General features: G+C 65.3%; 16 protein-coding genes. 8 read left to right on the top strand and 8 right to left on the bottom strand.

Annotated elements, in window-relative coordinates; genetic code table 11:
• The 5 genes from AWC07_RS17130 to AWC07_RS17110 form a co-directional block, all read right to left on the bottom strand.
• Positions 1–1,177, bottom strand: a 1,177-nt coding sequence (locus tag AWC07_RS17130; protein ID WP_085105161.1) for an HNH endonuclease signature motif containing protein, incomplete at its 3' end; no start/stop codon positions are given.
• Positions 1,178–1,446: 269 nt separating this feature from the next.
• A complete protein-coding gene (locus tag AWC07_RS17125) occupies positions 1,447–1,896 on the bottom strand; it encodes a DUF5078 domain-containing protein (protein ID WP_036410854.1) in 450 nt (149 codons plus the stop codon).
• A 76-nt stretch (positions 1,897–1,972) separates the two neighbouring features.
• Entirely contained in the window at positions 1,973–2,923 is a 951-nt protein-coding gene (locus tag AWC07_RS17120; protein ID WP_085105157.1) for a crotonase/enoyl-CoA hydratase family protein, read from the bottom strand.
• A gap of 100 nt (positions 2,924–3,023) precedes the next feature.
• Positions 3,024–3,290, bottom strand: coding sequence for a hypothetical protein (locus AWC07_RS27680; protein WP_036415909.1), 267 nt, complete (start codon positions 3,288–3,290; stop codon positions 3,024–3,026).
• A gap of 179 nt (positions 3,291–3,469) precedes the next feature.
• Positions 3,470–5,509 carry a prolyl oligopeptidase family serine peptidase gene (locus AWC07_RS17110; protein WP_085105156.1) on the bottom strand — a complete coding sequence of 680 codons (2,040 nt, stop codon included), beginning with the start codon at positions 5,507–5,509 and terminating at the stop codon, positions 3,470–3,472.
• 65 nt (positions 5,510–5,574) lie between these two features.
• Between AWC07_RS17110 and exaC the strand changes: the two genes are divergently transcribed.
• From exaC to AWC07_RS17090, 4 genes are read left to right on the top strand one after another with little or no spacing between them, the layout of a single operon-like run.
• Positions 5,575–7,098: an acetaldehyde dehydrogenase ExaC gene (gene exaC / locus AWC07_RS17105; RefSeq protein ID WP_036411669.1), complete on the top strand. Its 1,524-nt coding sequence runs from the start codon at positions 5,575–5,577 to the stop codon at positions 7,096–7,098.
• 33 nt (positions 7,099–7,131) lie between these two features.
• Positions 7,132–7,620 (top strand): DUF779 domain-containing protein, encoded by a 489-nt coding sequence (locus AWC07_RS17100; RefSeq protein WP_036411670.1) that lies wholly within the window; start codon positions 7,132–7,134, stop codon positions 7,618–7,620.
• 20 nt (positions 7,621–7,640) lie between these two features.
• Positions 7,641–7,919, top strand: coding sequence for a putative holin (locus AWC07_RS17095; protein WP_036411686.1), 279 nt, complete (start codon positions 7,641–7,643; stop codon positions 7,917–7,919).
• Positions 7,912–8,478 (top strand): hypothetical protein, encoded by a 567-nt coding sequence (locus tag AWC07_RS17090; RefSeq protein WP_036411672.1) that lies wholly within the window; start codon positions 7,912–7,914, stop codon positions 8,476–8,478. The genes AWC07_RS17095 and AWC07_RS17090 overlap by 8 nt, the downstream gene beginning before the upstream one ends.
• A 532-nt stretch (positions 8,479–9,010) precedes the next feature.
• On the opposite strand, the gene AWC07_RS17085 is transcribed toward AWC07_RS17090, so the two are convergent.
• A complete protein-coding gene (locus AWC07_RS17085) occupies positions 9,011–9,754 on the bottom strand; it encodes a hypothetical protein (protein ID WP_036411673.1) in 744 nt (247 codons plus the stop codon).
• 446 nt (positions 9,755–10,200) lie between these two features.
• Here AWC07_RS17085 and lpdA point away from each other — a divergent pair, with 446 nt between their 5' ends.
• Complete coding sequence (gene lpdA, locus AWC07_RS17080) at positions 10,201–11,595, top strand: dihydrolipoyl dehydrogenase (protein WP_036411675.1); 1,395 nt, start codon at positions 10,201–10,203, stop codon at positions 11,593–11,595.
• A gap of 8 nt (positions 11,596–11,603) precedes the next feature.
• Positions 11,604–11,879 (top strand): hypothetical protein, encoded by a 276-nt coding sequence (locus AWC07_RS17075; RefSeq protein WP_036411676.1) that lies wholly within the window; start codon positions 11,604–11,606, stop codon positions 11,877–11,879.
• Positions 11,880–11,890: 11 nt separating this feature from the next.
• Here the strand turns inward: AWC07_RS17075 and AWC07_RS17070 are convergent, their stop codons facing one another.
• Together AWC07_RS17070 and ramB are read right to left on the bottom strand one after the other, a co-directional pair.
• A complete protein-coding gene (locus AWC07_RS17070) occupies positions 11,891–12,457 on the bottom strand; it encodes a carboxymuconolactone decarboxylase family protein (protein ID WP_036411678.1) in 567 nt (188 codons plus the stop codon).
• Complete coding sequence (gene ramB / locus AWC07_RS17065) at positions 12,454–13,869, bottom strand: acetate metabolism transcriptional regulator RamB (RefSeq protein WP_036411680.1); 1,416 nt, start codon at positions 13,867–13,869, stop codon at positions 12,454–12,456. The genes AWC07_RS17070 and ramB overlap by 4 nt, the downstream gene beginning before the upstream one ends.
• A gap of 163 nt (positions 13,870–14,032) precedes the next feature.
• Between ramB and AWC07_RS17060 the strand changes: the two genes are divergently transcribed.
• Positions 14,033–14,827, top strand: coding sequence for an acyl-[acyl-carrier-protein] thioesterase (locus AWC07_RS17060; RefSeq protein WP_036411682.1), 795 nt, complete (start codon positions 14,033–14,035; stop codon positions 14,825–14,827).
• A 274-nt stretch (positions 14,828–15,101) separates the two neighbouring features.
• Positions 15,102–16,388 (top strand): isocitrate lyase, encoded by a 1,287-nt coding sequence (aceA, locus tag AWC07_RS17055; protein ID WP_036411684.1) that lies wholly within the window; start codon positions 15,102–15,104, stop codon positions 16,386–16,388.
• Positions 16,389–16,568 lie beyond the last annotated feature (180 nt).

The raw sequence follows: 16,568 nt of genomic DNA, 5'->3' as shown, positions 1-16,568 counted from the left end.
CGGGATAGGCTGCGACAGCGGGCGGGGGAAGGGTCGGCGGGCGTCCCAGCGATCCGGCGCTCAGCGGTCGGCCGCAGCTGTCGGTGACGGTGAGAGCCTCAGCGGGTCCGGTGATGGTGATGCCGCCGCGGTGGTGGCTGCGGTGGTGATAGGGGCAGAGCAGCACCAGGTTGGCCAACTCGGTGACACCACCGTCTTCCCAATGCCGAAGGTGGTGGGCGTGCAGACCACGGGTGGCGCCGCAGCCGGGCACCACGCACGTGCGGTCGCGGTGTTCGAGTGCCCGGCGCAGCCGGCGGTTGATCACGCGGGTCGCCCGCCCGGCGCCGATGGGCTGGCCGTCGCGTTCCAACCATGCTTCACACGTGGCATCACAGCTGAGGTAGCGGCGCTCGGCGTCGGACAGCAGCGGACCCAAATGCAGCGCCGCGACGCGGTCCTTGACGTCGAGGTGCACCACCACCGTGGTGTGCTGCCCGTGGGGCCGGCGGGCCGCCTCGGCGTCCCACCCGGTCTCGACCAGCCGCATGAACGCCTCGACGGTGGTCGGCAACGGCGGCCGCTGATCTGACGCGCCCGCGGCGTTGTCGTGATCGTGTTTCCACTCGGTGATCAGCGCGTCACGATGAGACGCCAGCGCGGCGTCGAACTTCGCCGCGTCGTCGTGGGCAAGTTTGATCCGATAGCAGCTGCCCTGCTCTTCGGTGGTCTTGGTGATCGAGGGCTGCGGGTGGGGCCGAGGATCGGGTTCGGGTCGCGGTTCGAGCTTGACCGCGGTGCGCAGCTGGTTGACCGTGGCGACCCGGGCCAGCTGCGCGTAATGCTCATCAGATCCCGCACCGGCCCGTGCGGCGATGACGCCGACCTGATCCAGCGACAGCCAGCCCTCCCGCATGCCCGCGACACACTGGGGGAACTCCTCGAGCCGGCGCGCCACGGTGGTGATCGTGTGGGCGTTGCCCGAGGACACCCCGAGCTTCCAGGCCAGCAACGCCGCCACCGACCGTGCCCCCGTGGCCCCGCACAGCTCGTCACGATCCATTTCGGCGGCGATCTCCACAATGCGCCCGTCAATCGCGTTGCGCTGACCGGCCAACTGCGCCAACTCCGCAAACAACACCTCAAGACGCTGGTCAGGACCGGCCACCACAGCGCCAGCGGCTGCACTCGACGACATAACGACATCATCGCAGCCGGGTACGACAACTCTGCACCGGTGCGCGTGGCAGGAGCTCGACCGCACCCCGATCCACCCAGGACAGCCCGCCCGCGAAAGTAGTGCGCAGATCCGTCAGGGCAAAACCGAAAAACAACAGCCCAACCCGCCACGGCCACCGCGAATCCCCAGTTGTGAGCCAAGACAGATTTGAGCCGCAGCGCGATCGACTGTGCGCGAAGAAACGCGAGTACCCGCGCGCTGCCAGTGATCTCGACGAACGGCGGTGCCTACCCCCAGTTCCACACCGACATGTCGCCGGGCGGGTATTGGTTGCACACCTCGGTGGACTTGGCGACAACGCCCTTGTTGTTGAAGAAGATCTTCATGTGGTTGCGCCAGCCCCACCACAGCGGATCGATGGAATCGTAGAAGTGCTCGGAGTAATCCCGGCGGTCCGCCGGTGACAACGAGAAGAACCAGTGCACCTTGTCCTGGGTCGCCTGCTGGTACTGCGCATGGTTGTTGTAGTCGATCATGTACCGCTCGTAGTACACCGGGCTGGTGTCCCTGGTGGCCGCGAGTATTTGTTCGGCGTCGCAGGTGGTGGCGATCATCCGGCGAGGGATCGGAAAGTCTTCCGTGGAATCGGCCGTAGCGATGCTCGGGGCAACCACTGCGGCGACACCCAACGCGAGAAAAACAACGCCTGCGCGCAGGCGAGAACTCAGCCGAGACATAGTTGTTACGGTAACACTTTCCGGCCCCGGGCATAGCGCCGACCGTCACCTTCGGTCATATTCCTAGCCCAGCTCACTATGCAGTGCCATCAGGGATGATGACGTGGTTGGGGTCGGGGCGCAGCTCCGGAGGAGCCTGACTGTAGTCGCCGAACGGGCCGTCGCGGCGCTCCACCGCGGCCCGCACCCCCTGGGTCTCGGCGGTCGTGATGAAGTCCAGCGCCTCGGGGGTGTTGCGCATCAGGCCGTCGAGAATGCCGCCCAACGTCTGGGTGGACGCCAGTCCCATGTTCTCGTAGGCCTGGTTGACGATCAGCTTCTGGGCCTGCAACTGCGACAACGGGATTCGTGCCAGCTCGGTGGCGATCTCGGCGACCCGCGCCTCCAGCCGTTCGAAGGGCACCGCCTCGTTGATCAGCTCGACCTCGGCGGCCTGGACACCGGTCAACGGCCGGCCGGTCAGCGCATGCCACTTGACCCTGGCCAGGCTCAGCCGATATAGCCACATCCCGCTCAGATAGGCCCCCCACATGCGGCTGTAGGGGGTTCCGATCACGGCGTCCTCGCTGGCGATCACGATGTCGGCGCACAACGCATAGTCGCTGGCGCCGCCCACGCACCAGCCGTGCACCTGCGCGATCACCGGCTTCGACGCCCGCCAGATGGCCATGAACTTCTGCGTCGGACCGGTCTCGCGGGCGGTGACCATGGCGAAATCCTTACCCGGATCCCACTTGCCGGCGGTCATCATGGCCTCGCCCCAGTGCTGGAAGCCGCCGCCGAAGTCGTAACCACCGGAGAAGGCGCGTCCGGCGCCGCGCAGCACGATGACCTTGATGTCTCGGTCGCGCTCGGCCAGCCCGACAGCTGCCTCGATCTCGTCGGGCATGGGCGGGACGATTGTGTTGAGGTGTTCCGGGCGATTCAACGTGATGGTGGCGACCGGTCCGGCCGTTGAGTAGAGCAGAGTTTCGAAGTCGGGTGTCGGCCGGGGACCAGACGGGGGACTAGGCCGGGAAGTAGACATAGCCGAAGCGAAGCCGCTGGGGGACTTCGGTGTCAAGCGCGCGTCATTGCGAGGCGCACGGGACGTCTTGCGCTTCTTGCGCTTCGGTGTCGTGCCCGGATCACTTTTTGAGCAGCCAATGGACCAGCAGGACGGCCGACGCTGCCCACACGTTTTGTGGGGCGCGCAGCAGTGGCAGAAACCGCTGGCCGCCCACTATCCACAGACCACCCGTCACCACGCCGCGAGCGTGGCGATCGGAAGGCGCGCCCTCGGACACCGGATTCGGCGTCGCGTGGCACCGCCCCCACCCCACCGGAGCGATGGTGCGGGGCATCGGACCACGCAGGCCGAATCCGGTGTCCCGCAGCGTGAGACACCCCGCCACCCCAGGTCAGGATCACCCGCCAGATGCGTGCACCCACCCGGGGCGAAGAATGCGGAACGTCAGGCGGCCCAACACCTTCGAGGCCACCCACCGAGCAAAACTCAGTTTCGCTCAGTGTTTAGGAACGGTGCCCAAAGATGCGCGCCGCTAGAGTCCGCGCTCCTGACCCGCTGACAGGGTTACTGGCGCTCGCCCAGCATCTGGTGCAGGAAGGTGTAACTCAACGCCGACTTGAAGGCCAGCTGCTCGTTGTCGGCCGCGCCGGCGTGCCCGCCCTCGATGTTCTCGTAGTACCAGACTTGATGGCCAGCGGCCTCCAGGGCGGCCGTCATCTTGCGGGCGTGGCCCGGATGGACGCGGTCGTCGCGGGTGGAGGTGGTGATGAGCACCGGCGGATACTTTCGGTCCGCTGAAATGTTCTGGTAAGGCGAGTATTCGGAGATGAATTTCCAGTCGTCGGGGTTGTCGGGATCGCCGTATTCGGCCATCCAGGAGGCTCCGGCCAGCAGCAGGTGGTAGCGCTTCATGTCCAGCAGCGGCACGTCGCAGACCAGCGCGCCGAATTTCTCCGGGTACTTGGTCAGCATGATCCCCATCAGTAGCCCGCCGTTGCTGCCGCCCCGGGCGCCGAGCTGCTCGACGGAGGCAATGCCGCGTTTCACCAAATCCGTTGCGACTGAGGCGAAGTCCTCGGCCACCTTGTGCCGGTCCGCGCGCATCGCCTGGGTATGCCAGCTGGGCCCGTACTCGCCGCCGCCGCGGATGTTGGCCAGCACGTAGGTGCCGCCGCGGGCCAGCCACAACCGGCCCAGCACGCCGTCGTATGCGGGTGTCCTGGACGTCTCGAAGCCGCCGTAGCCGCTCAGCAGCGTGGGGCCGGGTCCGTCGGCGGCTGCCGGCCGCACGACGAAATACGGAATGGCCGTCCCGTCCTGGGACTCGGTGAAATACTGTGCCACCGTGATGTTTTCGACATCGAAGAAGGCCGGCGCGGATTTGATCGGGGCGAGTTGTCCGTCGTCGGTGCCGCGCAGCAGTCGCGACGGAGTGTCGAATCCACTGGAATCGAGGAAGAACTCGTCGCCGTGGTTGTCGGCGGTGACGACGACGGTGTGGGTGGCCGCGGGGATGCCCGCCAACGGTTGTCGTTGCCAGCTGCCCGGGGTGGCGATTTCGACGCGGCTGGCGACGTCGGCGAGCGTCACGATCAGCAGCCGGTCGCGGGTCCACAGGTACTGATGCAGGGCGGTATGCGGGTCGGGTTCGAATACCACCCGCAATTGCGCTGTGCCGGCTAGGAATTCGTTGTAGTCGGCGGCCAGCAGGGCGCCCGCGGGGTAGGTGGTGGCAGCTACCGTCCAGTCGGTGCGCAGTTCGATCAGCAGCCACTCGCGGTGCACGGACACGCTGGCGTCGGTGGGCGCATCGATCCGGATCAGCTCTGCGCCGCGCAGCTCGTAGACCTCGTCGTTCCAGAAGTCGAGTGCCCGTGCGATCATGGTGTGCTCGAAGCCGGGGGTACGATCCACTGACGCCATGACGCGCACGTCGGCGCGGGCGCCCTCGAACACCGTCTCCGCCTCGGCCAGCGGGGTGCCCCGGCGCCATCGCTTGACCACCCGAGGGTAGCCGGATTCGGTGAGGGAATCAGCGCCGAAGTCGGTGCCTACCAGCACGGTATCCGGGTCTTGCCAGGTGATCTGGGACTTGGCTTGCGCCAGCTCGAATCCGCTGTCGACGAATTGTCGTGTCAGCATGTCGAATTCACGCACGACGGACGCATCCGAGCCGCCCGGTGACAGACCGATCAGGGCGCGGGTGTAGTCGGGTTCGATGACACCGGCGCCGGCCCAGACCCATTTCTGGCCGTCCGCGCGTCCGAGTTCGTCGACATCGATCAGGACATCCCATTCCGGGTTGTCGCTGCGGTAGCTGTCCAGCGTGGTCCGCCGCCACAGCCCCCGGGGGTTGGCGGCGTCGCGCCAGAAGTTGTACAGGTATTCGCCGCGGCGCACCACATAAGGGATCCGGGTATCGGTGTCGAGCACCTCGAGCGCCTCGGCCCGCATTCGCTCGAATTCGGCCTCGAAATCGCCGCCGCAGAACCGGGCCATGGTCGGCTCGTTGCGTGCGCGCACCCAGTCCAGTGCGTCCTCGTCGGTGATGTTCTCCAGCCACAGGTACGGGTCATCGGACGTCTCAGCGCTCATAGAAGCCATGAGAAGCCATTCTGGCCGCGGCGGTAGTGTGAGCTGTATTACATGACTAGCGAGGAGCCGAAAAGATGACCGTCTTTGCACGTCCGGGTTCCGACGGTGCGCTGATGTCGTATGAATCCCGGTACGAGAACTTCATCGGCGGCGAATGGGTCGCACCCGCCCAGGGCCGCTACTTCGAAAACCTGACGCCGGTGACCGGCCAGCCGTTCTGCGAGATACCGCGGTCCGACGAGGCCGACGTCGACAAGGCGCTCGACGCCGCCCACGCCGCGGCGCCGGGGTGGGGCAAGACCGCGCCCGCCGCCCGGGCGGCGATCCTGAACAAGATCGCCGACCGCATCGACGAAAACCGGGCCGCGCTGGCGGTGGCCGAAGTGTGGGACAACGGCAAACCGGTCAGGGAGGCGCTTGCCGCCGACATTCCGCTGGCCGCAGATCATTTCCGGTATTTCGCCGCGGCGATCCGCGCCCAGGAGGGCACGCTTTCCCAGATCGACGAGAACACCGTCGCCTACCACTTCCACGAGCCGCTGGGAGTGGTCGGCCAGATCATTCCGTGGAACTTCCCGATCCTGATGGGCGCCTGGAAATTGGCGCCGGCGCTGGCCGCCGGCAACACGGTGGTGCTCAAACCCGCCGAACAGACGCCGGCCTCGGTGCTGTATCTGATGTCGCTGATCGCTGACCTGCTGCCGCCGGGGGTGGTCAACGTCGTCAACGGATTCGGTTTCGAGGCCGGAAAACCGCTGGCATCCAGCAACCGGATCGCCAAGGTGGCCTTCACCGGCGAGACCACGACCGGTCGGCTGATCATGCAGTACGCCTCCCAGAACCTGATCCCGGTCACCCTGGAACTCGGCGGCAAGAGCCCCAACATCTTCTTCTCCGACGTGATGGCCGCCAACGACGATTTCCAGGACAAAGCGCTGGAGGGCTTCACCATGTTCGCGCTCAACCAGGGCGAGGTGTGTACCTGCCCGTCGCGCAGCCTGATCCAGGCCGACATCTACGACGAGTTCCTGGAGCTGGCGGCGATCCGAACCAAGGCGGTTCGGCAAGGTGATCCGCTGAACACCGAGACGATGCTGGGCTCGCAGGCCTCCAACGACCAGCTCGAGAAGATCTTGTCCTACATCGAGATCGGCAAGGAGGAGGGCGCCAAGGTCATCACCGGCGGCGAGCGCGCCGACCTCGGAGGTGACCTTGCCGGCGGGTTCTACGTGCAGCCCACCATCTTCGCCGGCAACAACGCGATGCGAATCTTCCAGGAGGAGATCTTCGGCCCGGTGGTGGCGGTCACGTCGTTCACCGACTACCAGGATGCGATCGGCATTGCCAATGACACCCTCTACGGTCTGGGTGCGGGTGTGTGGAGCCGCGACGGCAATACCGCCTACCGGGCCGGGCGCGACATTCAGGCCGGCCGGGTGTGGGTCAACTGCTACCACGTCTATCCCGCGCACGCGGCGTTCGGCGGCTACAAGCAGTCCGGCTTCGGCCGGGAGGGCCACAAGATGATGCTCGACCACTACCAGCAGACCAAGAACCTGATGGTGTCCTACTCCGACAAGGCGCTGGGATTGTTCTGACAATGGGGTTGTTCTGATGCTCGGGCTGTTGTGATGAACCCGCCCTCCCGCGCGCTGATCACCGCGGCGGCGGCCGAGTTGCTGGCCCGGCTGCACGACCGGCACGGTCCGCTGATGTTTCACCAGTCCGGCGGCTGCTGCGACGGGTCCTCGCCGATGTGCTACCCGCAAGGGGACTTCCTCGTCGGTGATCGCGACGTCCTGCTCGGCGTGCTCGATGTGACGGAGGCAGGAGTGCCGGTATGGATCTCCGGTCCGCAGTACCAGGCTCAATATCGAGAGCAGCACACCCAACTGGTTATCGACGTGGTGCCGGGCCGCGGCAGCGGGTTCAGCCTGGAAGCCCCCGAGGGTGTGCGCTTTCTCAGCCGCGGCCGGGTCTTCACCGACGACGAGAAGGCCCTGGTGGAAGCCGTTCCGGTGATCACCGGCCTGGCTTACGCCCGGGGTGAGCGGCCGCCGGTACGTGGCGAGGTTGTCGCCGACAACGCGCCGGGAGCGTGCCGGGCCACTCGGGCGTGACCGCAGTAAGGTCGTACAACGTGATTCCCCTTCCACGTGCGCGGCTGCTGACGAGCGCCATGCTGGTTGGTAACGCGGTCGGCTTACTGGCGGGAGTGGCGGGAACCGTTTTGGTCCAGACGCGGATGCGGCCGGACATCGTCATTGCGCTGGTGGTCGGGATTCCCAGCGTGCTCGGGCTGACGATCATTTTGTTTTCCGGGCGTCGTTGGGTGACGACGCTGGGCGCCTTCATCCTCGCGGTGGCGCCGGGTTGGTTCGGTGTGCTTGTGGCAATTCAGGTGGCAACCGGTGGCTGACAAAGAGGTTGACCAAGATCACGTTTCGGACCCGGGGACGGCACCGTTCGTGCCCGATTTCGACACCGGCTCGCAGCCCTTGCCCATGTTGGCCGCCCAAGCGGAGAAGGCGGACTCGACGGCGCAGCCCAGGGAGGAACCGCAAAGCCCGTCGTCGACCCCGACTGTCGCGGAGGCACCCACCGACGCGTCGGCGGGCGAGTCGGCTGCCACACCGGTGCAGGTGCCCGGCCGCTACCAGTACCTGAAATGGTGGAAGTTGCTGCTGGTCATCCTCGGCGCGTGGTTCGCCGCGGCGGAGGTCGGGCTGAGTCTGTTCTATTGGTGGTATCACACGCTGGACAAGACGGCGGCCGTCTTTGTCGTCCTGGTTTACGTGGTCGCGTGCACCGTGGGCGGCTTGATTCTGTCGATGGTGCAGGGCCGGCCCATGATCGCGGCGTTGTCGCTTGGGGTGATGTCGGGGCCGTTTGCCTCCGTCGCCGCGGCGGCACCGTTGTACGGCTATTACTACTGTGAGCGGGTAGGCCACTGTCTGGTCGGTGTCATCCCGTATTAGGCGCTCGCGGGCAAGGTGTGCGCAGCGTCGAGCAAACCCCGCTCCCAACCGGCCGGCAGCATTGGCAGCGGCCGGAAACGTCATTTCGCCACTCCCCTTTGCTTTTTCGTGCTCCATTGCCGCGCCTGACTGTCGTTGCCGTGAGGCGGCCGTTGGCCACGACGAATAGGTTGTGCTACCGCAATAGGGAGTTGAGCTCCCTGCGTAGCGGGCCATCAAGCCAGTGCTCGTGACTCACTATCGCGTGGCCGTCTCGGAGCCGGTCCGGGCGGATTCATCGTCGGGGCCTCGTCGCATTGACCACGACTGTCACATGTGTCTCTGCGCCGGTCGGCACTCGATGTGCCCAGCTGTGAGCGACAGTTTCGGTCGCGCCGTGCTGCGAATGAGGTTGTCGCGCTGTTGGGCACGCCGAGCGGCACCTCCGACAGAGGCCGGTGTTGCGGATGTGGCTAAGCAGCGACCCGGTGCTGGGAATCGTGAGCCACGGTCACCTTCGACAAACGCCATCCTGGAGTCAGCGCTTGGTCGACTATCCGCGAAGCCTTCCGACCCCGCCGAGTTCGGCACCAAGCGTGATCCTGTTGAGGTCGGGATATGCGCGCGCCGCGTAGTGCTGTACCAATGCAGGCAAGTCGGCGAGCCGCACAACCAGACTCTCAAATGGCGAGAGCGATATCGCAACCATGTGCCCTTCGGCCCGATCAACCTCCGTTGACGCAATGAGCACGACCCCTTGCAATGTGGGCCGTGATATCGCGGGTGAGATGAAAGGCGAGACCATGCCTTTCAATAGCCCCAGCTCTGATTCGGGACCGTAATCCGCCGGATTGATCCGGCAATCTTTCACCGCACGTCTGGCAAGGCCCAGTTCGGCGGCGACGCGGTGTAACAACCGGCGATTGATGGTGAAATCGCCCGCCCCGGTGAACAGAAAGTGCTGGTGGTCCAGCCGCACCGTCATCGTCTTGTTGACCAGCAGCACCGTGCCGTCGGCCCCGCCCGCAATCAGGGTCTGCTTGGTGCTGGCCTTCACGGAGGGCGGATGCCGAATGATCGCGTGATAAATGCCCAGGCTGGAAATGATGCCATGCAGGAGTTCGATCGCTGGACAGGAAAGAGTCGCGACATCGAGCAGGTTTTCACGCCGCGTCAGTTGAGCCGTCGCCGCGGCGCCCGGCAGCGCAGCCCAAACGTCCTCAATGGGCGGCAGCGTCGCAATGCATCGTTCGATCGTGGTGAACGACCGTGGCGGCAGCGCGCTTACGGCGAGCATCGTGGCCGTGGTCGTGCCGCTGTCCTCGGGCCAGACCGGTAATCGGCCCGGCCGAAACGATCTTTTCGGATAACGGTGATCCCCATTGCGCCCACTTCTTTCGATTGCGTCAATTCTAAAGTCGCGCGCCCCGGCGCCGCGTCGATTTGGCGAACCAAATAGCGTTCGTGGCCGCGCGACAGCTGGTCGGACGGCGCGCACCGGTCAGGTGACCGGCGACTGCCACACCGTCACGGCCTATTTCCAACGGCTGCCAGCGTCTTCCAGCGGCTGCCAGCGACTTCGTCGGACCGCGTTCTGGCGCGGTTTTTACGCATCGAGCCGATCGTGCCGGCTTGGCCAGTGGCCGCCGTGGCGTCAACGGCTGTGGTGATCTGTGGTGATCGCCATCGTGACTGCCGTGACTCGGTCCCTGCCCAGGCATTGCAGCCGTTAGGGTAGTGCCCGTGACTCACTATGACGTCGTCGTCCTCGGGGCCGGTCCGGGCGGATACGTGGCCGCCATTCGTTGCGCGCAGCTCGGTCTGAACACCGCAATCGTCGAACCGAAGTACTGGGGCGGCGTCTGCCTCAACGTCGGCTGCATTCCGTCCAAGGCGTTGCTGCGCAACGCCGAACTCGTGCACATCTTCACCAAGGACGCCAAGGCTTTCGGCATCAGCGGTGAGGCCACCTTTGACTACGGCGTCGCCTTCGACCGCAGCCGAAAGGTGGCTGAGGGTCGCGTCGCCGGGGTGCATTTTTTGATGAAGAAGAACAAGATCACCGAGATCCACGGCTACGGCAGGTTTACCGATGCCAACACGCTCTCGGTCGATCTCAACGACGGCGGAACCCAAGAGGTCACGTTCGACAACGCCATCATCGCCACCGGCGCCAGCACCCGGCTGGTGCCCGGCACGTCGCTGTCGGCCAACGTGGTCACCTACGAGGAACAAATCCTGTCTCGGGAGTTGCCGAAGTCGATCATCATCGCCGGAGCCGGCGCCATCGGCATGGAGTTCGGTTACGTGCTCAAGAACTACGGCGTCGATGTGACCATCGTGGAATTCCTGCCGCGGGCACTACCCAACGAAGACGCCGAGGTCTCCAAGGAGATCGAGAAGCAATTCAAGAAGCTGGGCGTCAAGATTCTCACCGGTACCAAGTGCGAGTCGATCACCGACGACGGCTCCGAGGTCACGGTGGTGGTCAGCAAGGACGGCAAAACCGAGGAGCTCAAGGCCGAGAAGGTATTGCAGGCCATCGGTTTTGCGCCGAACGTCGACGGCTACGGGCTGGACAAGGCCGGCGTTGCGTTGACCGACCGCAAGGCCATCGGCATCACCGAGTACATGCAGACCAGCGTCGGCCACATCTATGCCATCGGCGATGTCACCGGGCAGCTGATGCTGGCCCATGTCGCCGAGGCCATGGGCGTGGTCGCGGCCGAAACCATTGCCGGCGCAGAGACTTTGGAGCTGGGTGACTACCGGATGTTGCCGCGGGCTACGTTCTGCCAACCCCAGGTCGCCAGCTTCGGACTCACCGAACAGCAGGCCCGCGACGAAGGTTATGACGTTGCGGTGGCGAAATTCCCGTTCACCGCCAACGGCAAGGCGCACGGCCTGGGCGACCCCAGCGGTTTCGCCAAACTGGTGGCCGACGCCAAGCATGGCGAGCTGCTGGGCGGGCACCTGATCGGCCACGACGTGTCCGAACTGCTGCCCGAACTCACCCTGGCACAGAAGTGGGATCTGACGGCCACCGAACTGGCACGCAACGTCCACACTCACCCGACGATGTCGGAGGCGCTGCAGGAGTGCTTCCACGGCCTGACCGGTCACATGATCAACTTCTGAGTCACCCGATGATTCGCACCGAGACCCTCGCGGGTGGCATCGGCGGTCTGGCCACCGGCTACGTGCTGTGGCTGGTGGCCATTTCGATCGGCGAGGACCTCACCACGGTGAGCAGCTGGAGCGTGGCGGTGTTGCTGCTTTCGGGCGTGCTGGCCGTCTGTGCCGTGCTGGGCGGCTTGCTGCTGCGCTGGCGCAGCAACCACTTGTGGGCGGCCTTCGCGTTCGGCCTGCCGATTCTGCCCGTGGCGCTGACGTTGGCGGTGCTGGCCGACCTCTATATCTGATATCTGAACCGCTAGCGCGGGTTGTCCAACGGAATGTTCAGCGCCGTAATCGTTGCCGCTAGCCCGTCGTATTGGGTTGCCAGCATGCAGAATTCGATCAGTTGCCGTTGTTTGAGGTGAGTCGCCAGCTGCTGCCAGGTTTCGGCGGTGATCGACCGATCCTTGATCAGCTCGTCGGTCGCCTTCAACAGTGCCTGCTGCCGGGCGCTGAGTACCTTTCGGGGCCCGTCGCCCTCCGGAACGTCGGGCCACGCGAAGATCGTGGCCTGTGTCTGCGCGTCCAACCCGGCGGCGCGCGCCATCCGGCGATGGTGTTGCAGCTCGTATTCGCATGATCGCAAATGCGCCACCCGCAGGATCACCAACTCGGTGTCGATTCGGGCCAGCCGGCCGCGCAGCAGCCGGCCGCCGTAGATCAGCCAGGCCCAGAACAGCGACTGGCGGTAGCCCAGTGTGGTGAACAGATGCATCTCCGGCGCTCGGACCGCACGTGCTCCCAGCTTCGCGAGTACCCAGTTGATCGGCCCCAACTGGCGCAACCGGCCCGACGGGATGCGCGCCACCTGGTCCCCGGTCATGGCTGCTTCACCAGGTAGGGGGACACGGTACTGCGATGCTCGTCGAGGTCGAGCGCGCGGCCGAGCGCAGGGAACGCCCGCTGCGGACAGTTGTCGCGTTCACATACTCGGCAACCCGCGCCGATCGGTGTGGCGATATCACCGGACAAGTCGAGTCCTTCCGAGTAGACGAGTCGGTGCGCATGGCGAAGTTCGCAACCCAGTCCGATCGCGAAGGTTTTGCCGGGCTGACCATACCGGGCGGCGCGTCGCTCCACGGTGCGGGCCACCCACATGTAGTTGCGCCCGTCGGGCATCTGGGCGATCTGCACCAGGATCTTGCCCGGATTGGCGAACGTCTCGTAGACGTTCCACAACGGACAGGTCCCGCCGCTGGAGGAGAAGTGAAAACCCGTGGCGGACTGGCGTTTCGACATGTTGCCGGCGCGGTCAACCCGGATGAAGGAGAATGGCACGCCGCGCATCGACGGCCGTTGCAGCGTCGACAGCCGGTGCGCGATGGTCTCGTAGCTCACCGAGTAGAACGCCGACAGGCGCTCGACGTCGTAGCGGAAATTCTCGGCGACATCGTGGAATTGACGGTAGGGCAGCACCGCGGCCGCCGCGAAGTAATTGGCCAGCCCCAGCCGGGCCAGCGTGCGCGACTCGTCGCTGGTGAACTTGCCCTCTTCGACCAGGGTGTCGATCAGGTCGCCGAACTCGAGGAACGCCAGCTCGGCGGCCATCTTGAACAACTGCTGACCGGGGGCGAGGTGATTGCTGATTTCCAGCGTGTTGGACGTGGGGTCGTAGCGGTGCAGCACGCCGTCGCCGAGGTCGATCCGCCTGTTGATGTGCACCCCGTGCACCTCGGTAAGTCGCCGGGTCAACTCGCGGCCCAGATCGCCGTGGTGCATCCGCATCTGGATCGTCACGTCCTCGGCGGCGGTGTCCAGCTCGTGCAGGTAGTTCTGTCGCTGATAGAAGTAGTCGCGCACCTCTTCGTGCGGCATGGTGATCGACCCGGTGCCGCTGCCGTCGGAGAAGCGCTCCTCGGTGGCGGCGGCCAGCTGTGCGGTGGTGATCCGGTACCGCCGGTGCAGATTGACCATCGCCCGCGCCAGGGCCGGGTGCGCGCTGACCACCTCGGCGACTTCGGTCGGGTCGACATCGATATCCAGGTCGCGGTCCATGGTGACCTCCCGCAACTCGGCGACCAGCCGGGTGTCGTCCTGGGAGGCGAAGAAGGTCGCGTCCACGCCGAACACCTCGGTGATCCGGAGCAGCACCGCCACGGTCAGCGGCCGGACGTCGTGCTCGATCTGGTTGAGGTAGCTCGGCGAGATCTCCAGCATCTGGGCCAGCGCCGCCTGGCTGAACCCGCGCTCGCTACGCAGCTGCCGGACCCGGGACCCGACGAACGTCTTGGACACTTCACCGAGCCTACCGGCTGTGCTAAGCCATGTTTCGCAGAGTTCGCATATGGGCGCCCACCGGTGTCCCGATTGGTGTTTTCAAAGCGTCGTTGGCATGATTCGCATCAGGCTTTCAGGGTGAACCTGGGGTTCGCACGAGGAGGGAACGGGGAGTAGAGCCGTGAGCCTGGACAAAGAATTGATGCCGGTGCCGGACGGTCATCCGAGTGTGTTCGATCGCGAGTGGCCATTGCGGGTCGGCGATATCGACCGCACCGGCCGGTTGCGGCTGGACGCGGCGTGCCGCCACATCCAGGACATCGGCCAGGACCAGTTGCGCGAGATGGGCTTCGAGGAGACCCATCCGCTGTGGATAGTCCGGCGCACCATGGTCGACATGATCCGCCCGATCGAGTTCCAGGACATGTTGCGGTGCCGGCGCTGGTGTTCGGGAACCTCCAACCGGTGGTGTGAGATGCGGGTTCGTATAGATGGACGCAAAGGCGGCCTCATCGAGTCCGAAGCGTTCTGGATCCACGTCAACCGGGAAACCGAGATGCCGGCGCGCATCGCCGACGACTTCCTGGCGGGTCTGCACAAGACAACTTCGGTTGACCGGCTGCGGTGGAAGGGCTACCTCAAGCCGGGCAGCCGTGATGACGCCACCGAGATCCACGAGTTCCCGGTCCGGGTCACCGACATCGACTTGTTCGACCACATGAACAACTCCGTGTACTGGAGCGTGATCGAGGACTACCTGGCCGGTCACACCGACCTGTTGGCCGGGCCGTTGCGGGTGACCATCGAGCACGAGGCGCCAGTGGCGCTGGGCGACAAGCTGGAGATCATCTCGCACGTTCATCCGCCCGGCTCGACCGAGCAATTCGGTTCCGGGCTGGCTGACCGTACTGTTACAACGCTCACATATGCGGTTGGCGACGAGACGAAAGCCGTCGCAGCCATCTTCGCCCGCTAGTGTCGGCACGTTACCGCAAATCCGCATCTTGACCTGCGACTTTGCCGTTACTGACGGGTAGGTTCTGTAACGGTTCAGTTGAGCGGCGACTTTGCAAAATTAGCAAAATCGCCGAAAGTCATTGCTGAACTTGGCAAATGAAATGGGTAGACCAGGTTAGCTGGCTGTGCCATGGTCGGATTAGCACACCAGTGAAGCTGAGCCCTCCGCACCGTCGCGGACGCGCCGTGGTCTCAGCAGTCCAGCAAATTGAGTGACCGTTAGGAGCAGTCCAATGTCTGTGGTTGGCACCCCGAAGAGCGCTGAGCAAATCCAGCACGATTGGGACCACAACCCCCGGTGGCAGGGCATCACCCGCACCTACACCCCCCAGGATGTCGTCGCCCTGCAGGGACACGTCGTCGAGGAGCACACTCTCGCCCGGCGTGGCGCGGAGGTGCTCTGGGAGCAGCTGCACGAGATGGACTTCGTCAACGCGCTGGGCGCTTTGACCGGCAACATGGCCGTACAGCAGGTGCGCGCCGGCCTGAAGGCCATCTACCTGTCGGGCTGGCAGGTCGCCGGCGACGCGAACCTGTCGGGCCACACCTACCCGGACCAGAGCCTGTACCCGGCCAACTCGGTGCCGCAGGTCGTCCGGCGCATCAACAACGCGTTGCTGCGCGCCGACGAAGTCGCCAAGGTCGAGAACGACCGTTCCGTCGACAACTGGCTGGTGCCGATCGTCGCCGACGGTGAGGCCGGCTTCGGCGGCGCGCTCAACGTCTACGAGCTGCAGAAGGCCATGATCGCCGCCGGTGTGGCCGGCACCCACTGGGAGGACCAGCTGGCCTCGGAGAAGAAGTGCGGCCATCTCGGCGGCAAGGTGCTGATCCCCACCCAGCAGCACATCCGCACGCTGACCTCGGCGCGGCTGGCGGCCGACGTCGCCGGTGTTCCCACCGTCGTCATCGCCCGGACCGACGCCGAGGCGGCCACGCTGATCACCTCCGACGTCGACGAGCGCGACCGCCCGTTCATCACCGGCGAGCGCACCGCCGAAGGCTTCTACCGCACCAAGAACGGCCTGGAGCCCTGCATCGCCCGGGCCAAGGCTTACGCGCCGTACGCCGACCTGATCTGGATGGAGACGGCTACTCCGGACCTGGCGCTGGCCAAGCGGTTCGCCGAGGGTGTCAAAGCTGAGTTCCCCGACCAGCTGCTGGCCTACAACTGCTCGCCGTCGTTCAACTGGCGCAAGCACCTCGATGACGCCACCATCGCCAAGTTCCAGAAGGAGCTGGGTGCGATGGGCTTCAAGTTCCAGTTCATCACGCTGGCCGGTTTCCACGCGCTCAACTACTCGATGTTCGATCTGGCCTACGGCTACGCCCGCAACCAGATGAGCGCCTATGTCGAGCTGCAGGAGCGCGAGTTCGCCGCCGAGGAGCGCGGCTACACCGCCACCAAGCACCAGCGCGAGGTCGGTGCCGGCTACTTCGACCGGATCGCCACCACGGTGGACCCAACGTCGTCGACCACGGCGCTGGCCGGTTCGACCGAAGAGGGCCAGTTCCACTGACGAGGAGCGGGTGCAACCCGCGACGAGGAAGCGGAACCGACGACTCGAGTCACTGACGAGGAGCGGGTGCAACCCGCGACGAGGAAGCGGAACCGACGGCTCGAGCCACTGACGAGGAGCGGGTGCAACCCGCGACGAGGAAGCGGAACCGACGGCTCGAGCCACTGAGCTGGCCGAGCA

This window comes from Mycobacterium gastri (assembly GCF_002102175.1).
GTDB lineage: Bacteria > Actinomycetota > Actinomycetes > Mycobacteriales > Mycobacteriaceae > Mycobacterium > Mycobacterium gastri.
The sequence above is the reverse complement of the archived record's forward strand: the minus strand, read 5'-3'. Positions and strand labels throughout refer to the sequence as shown.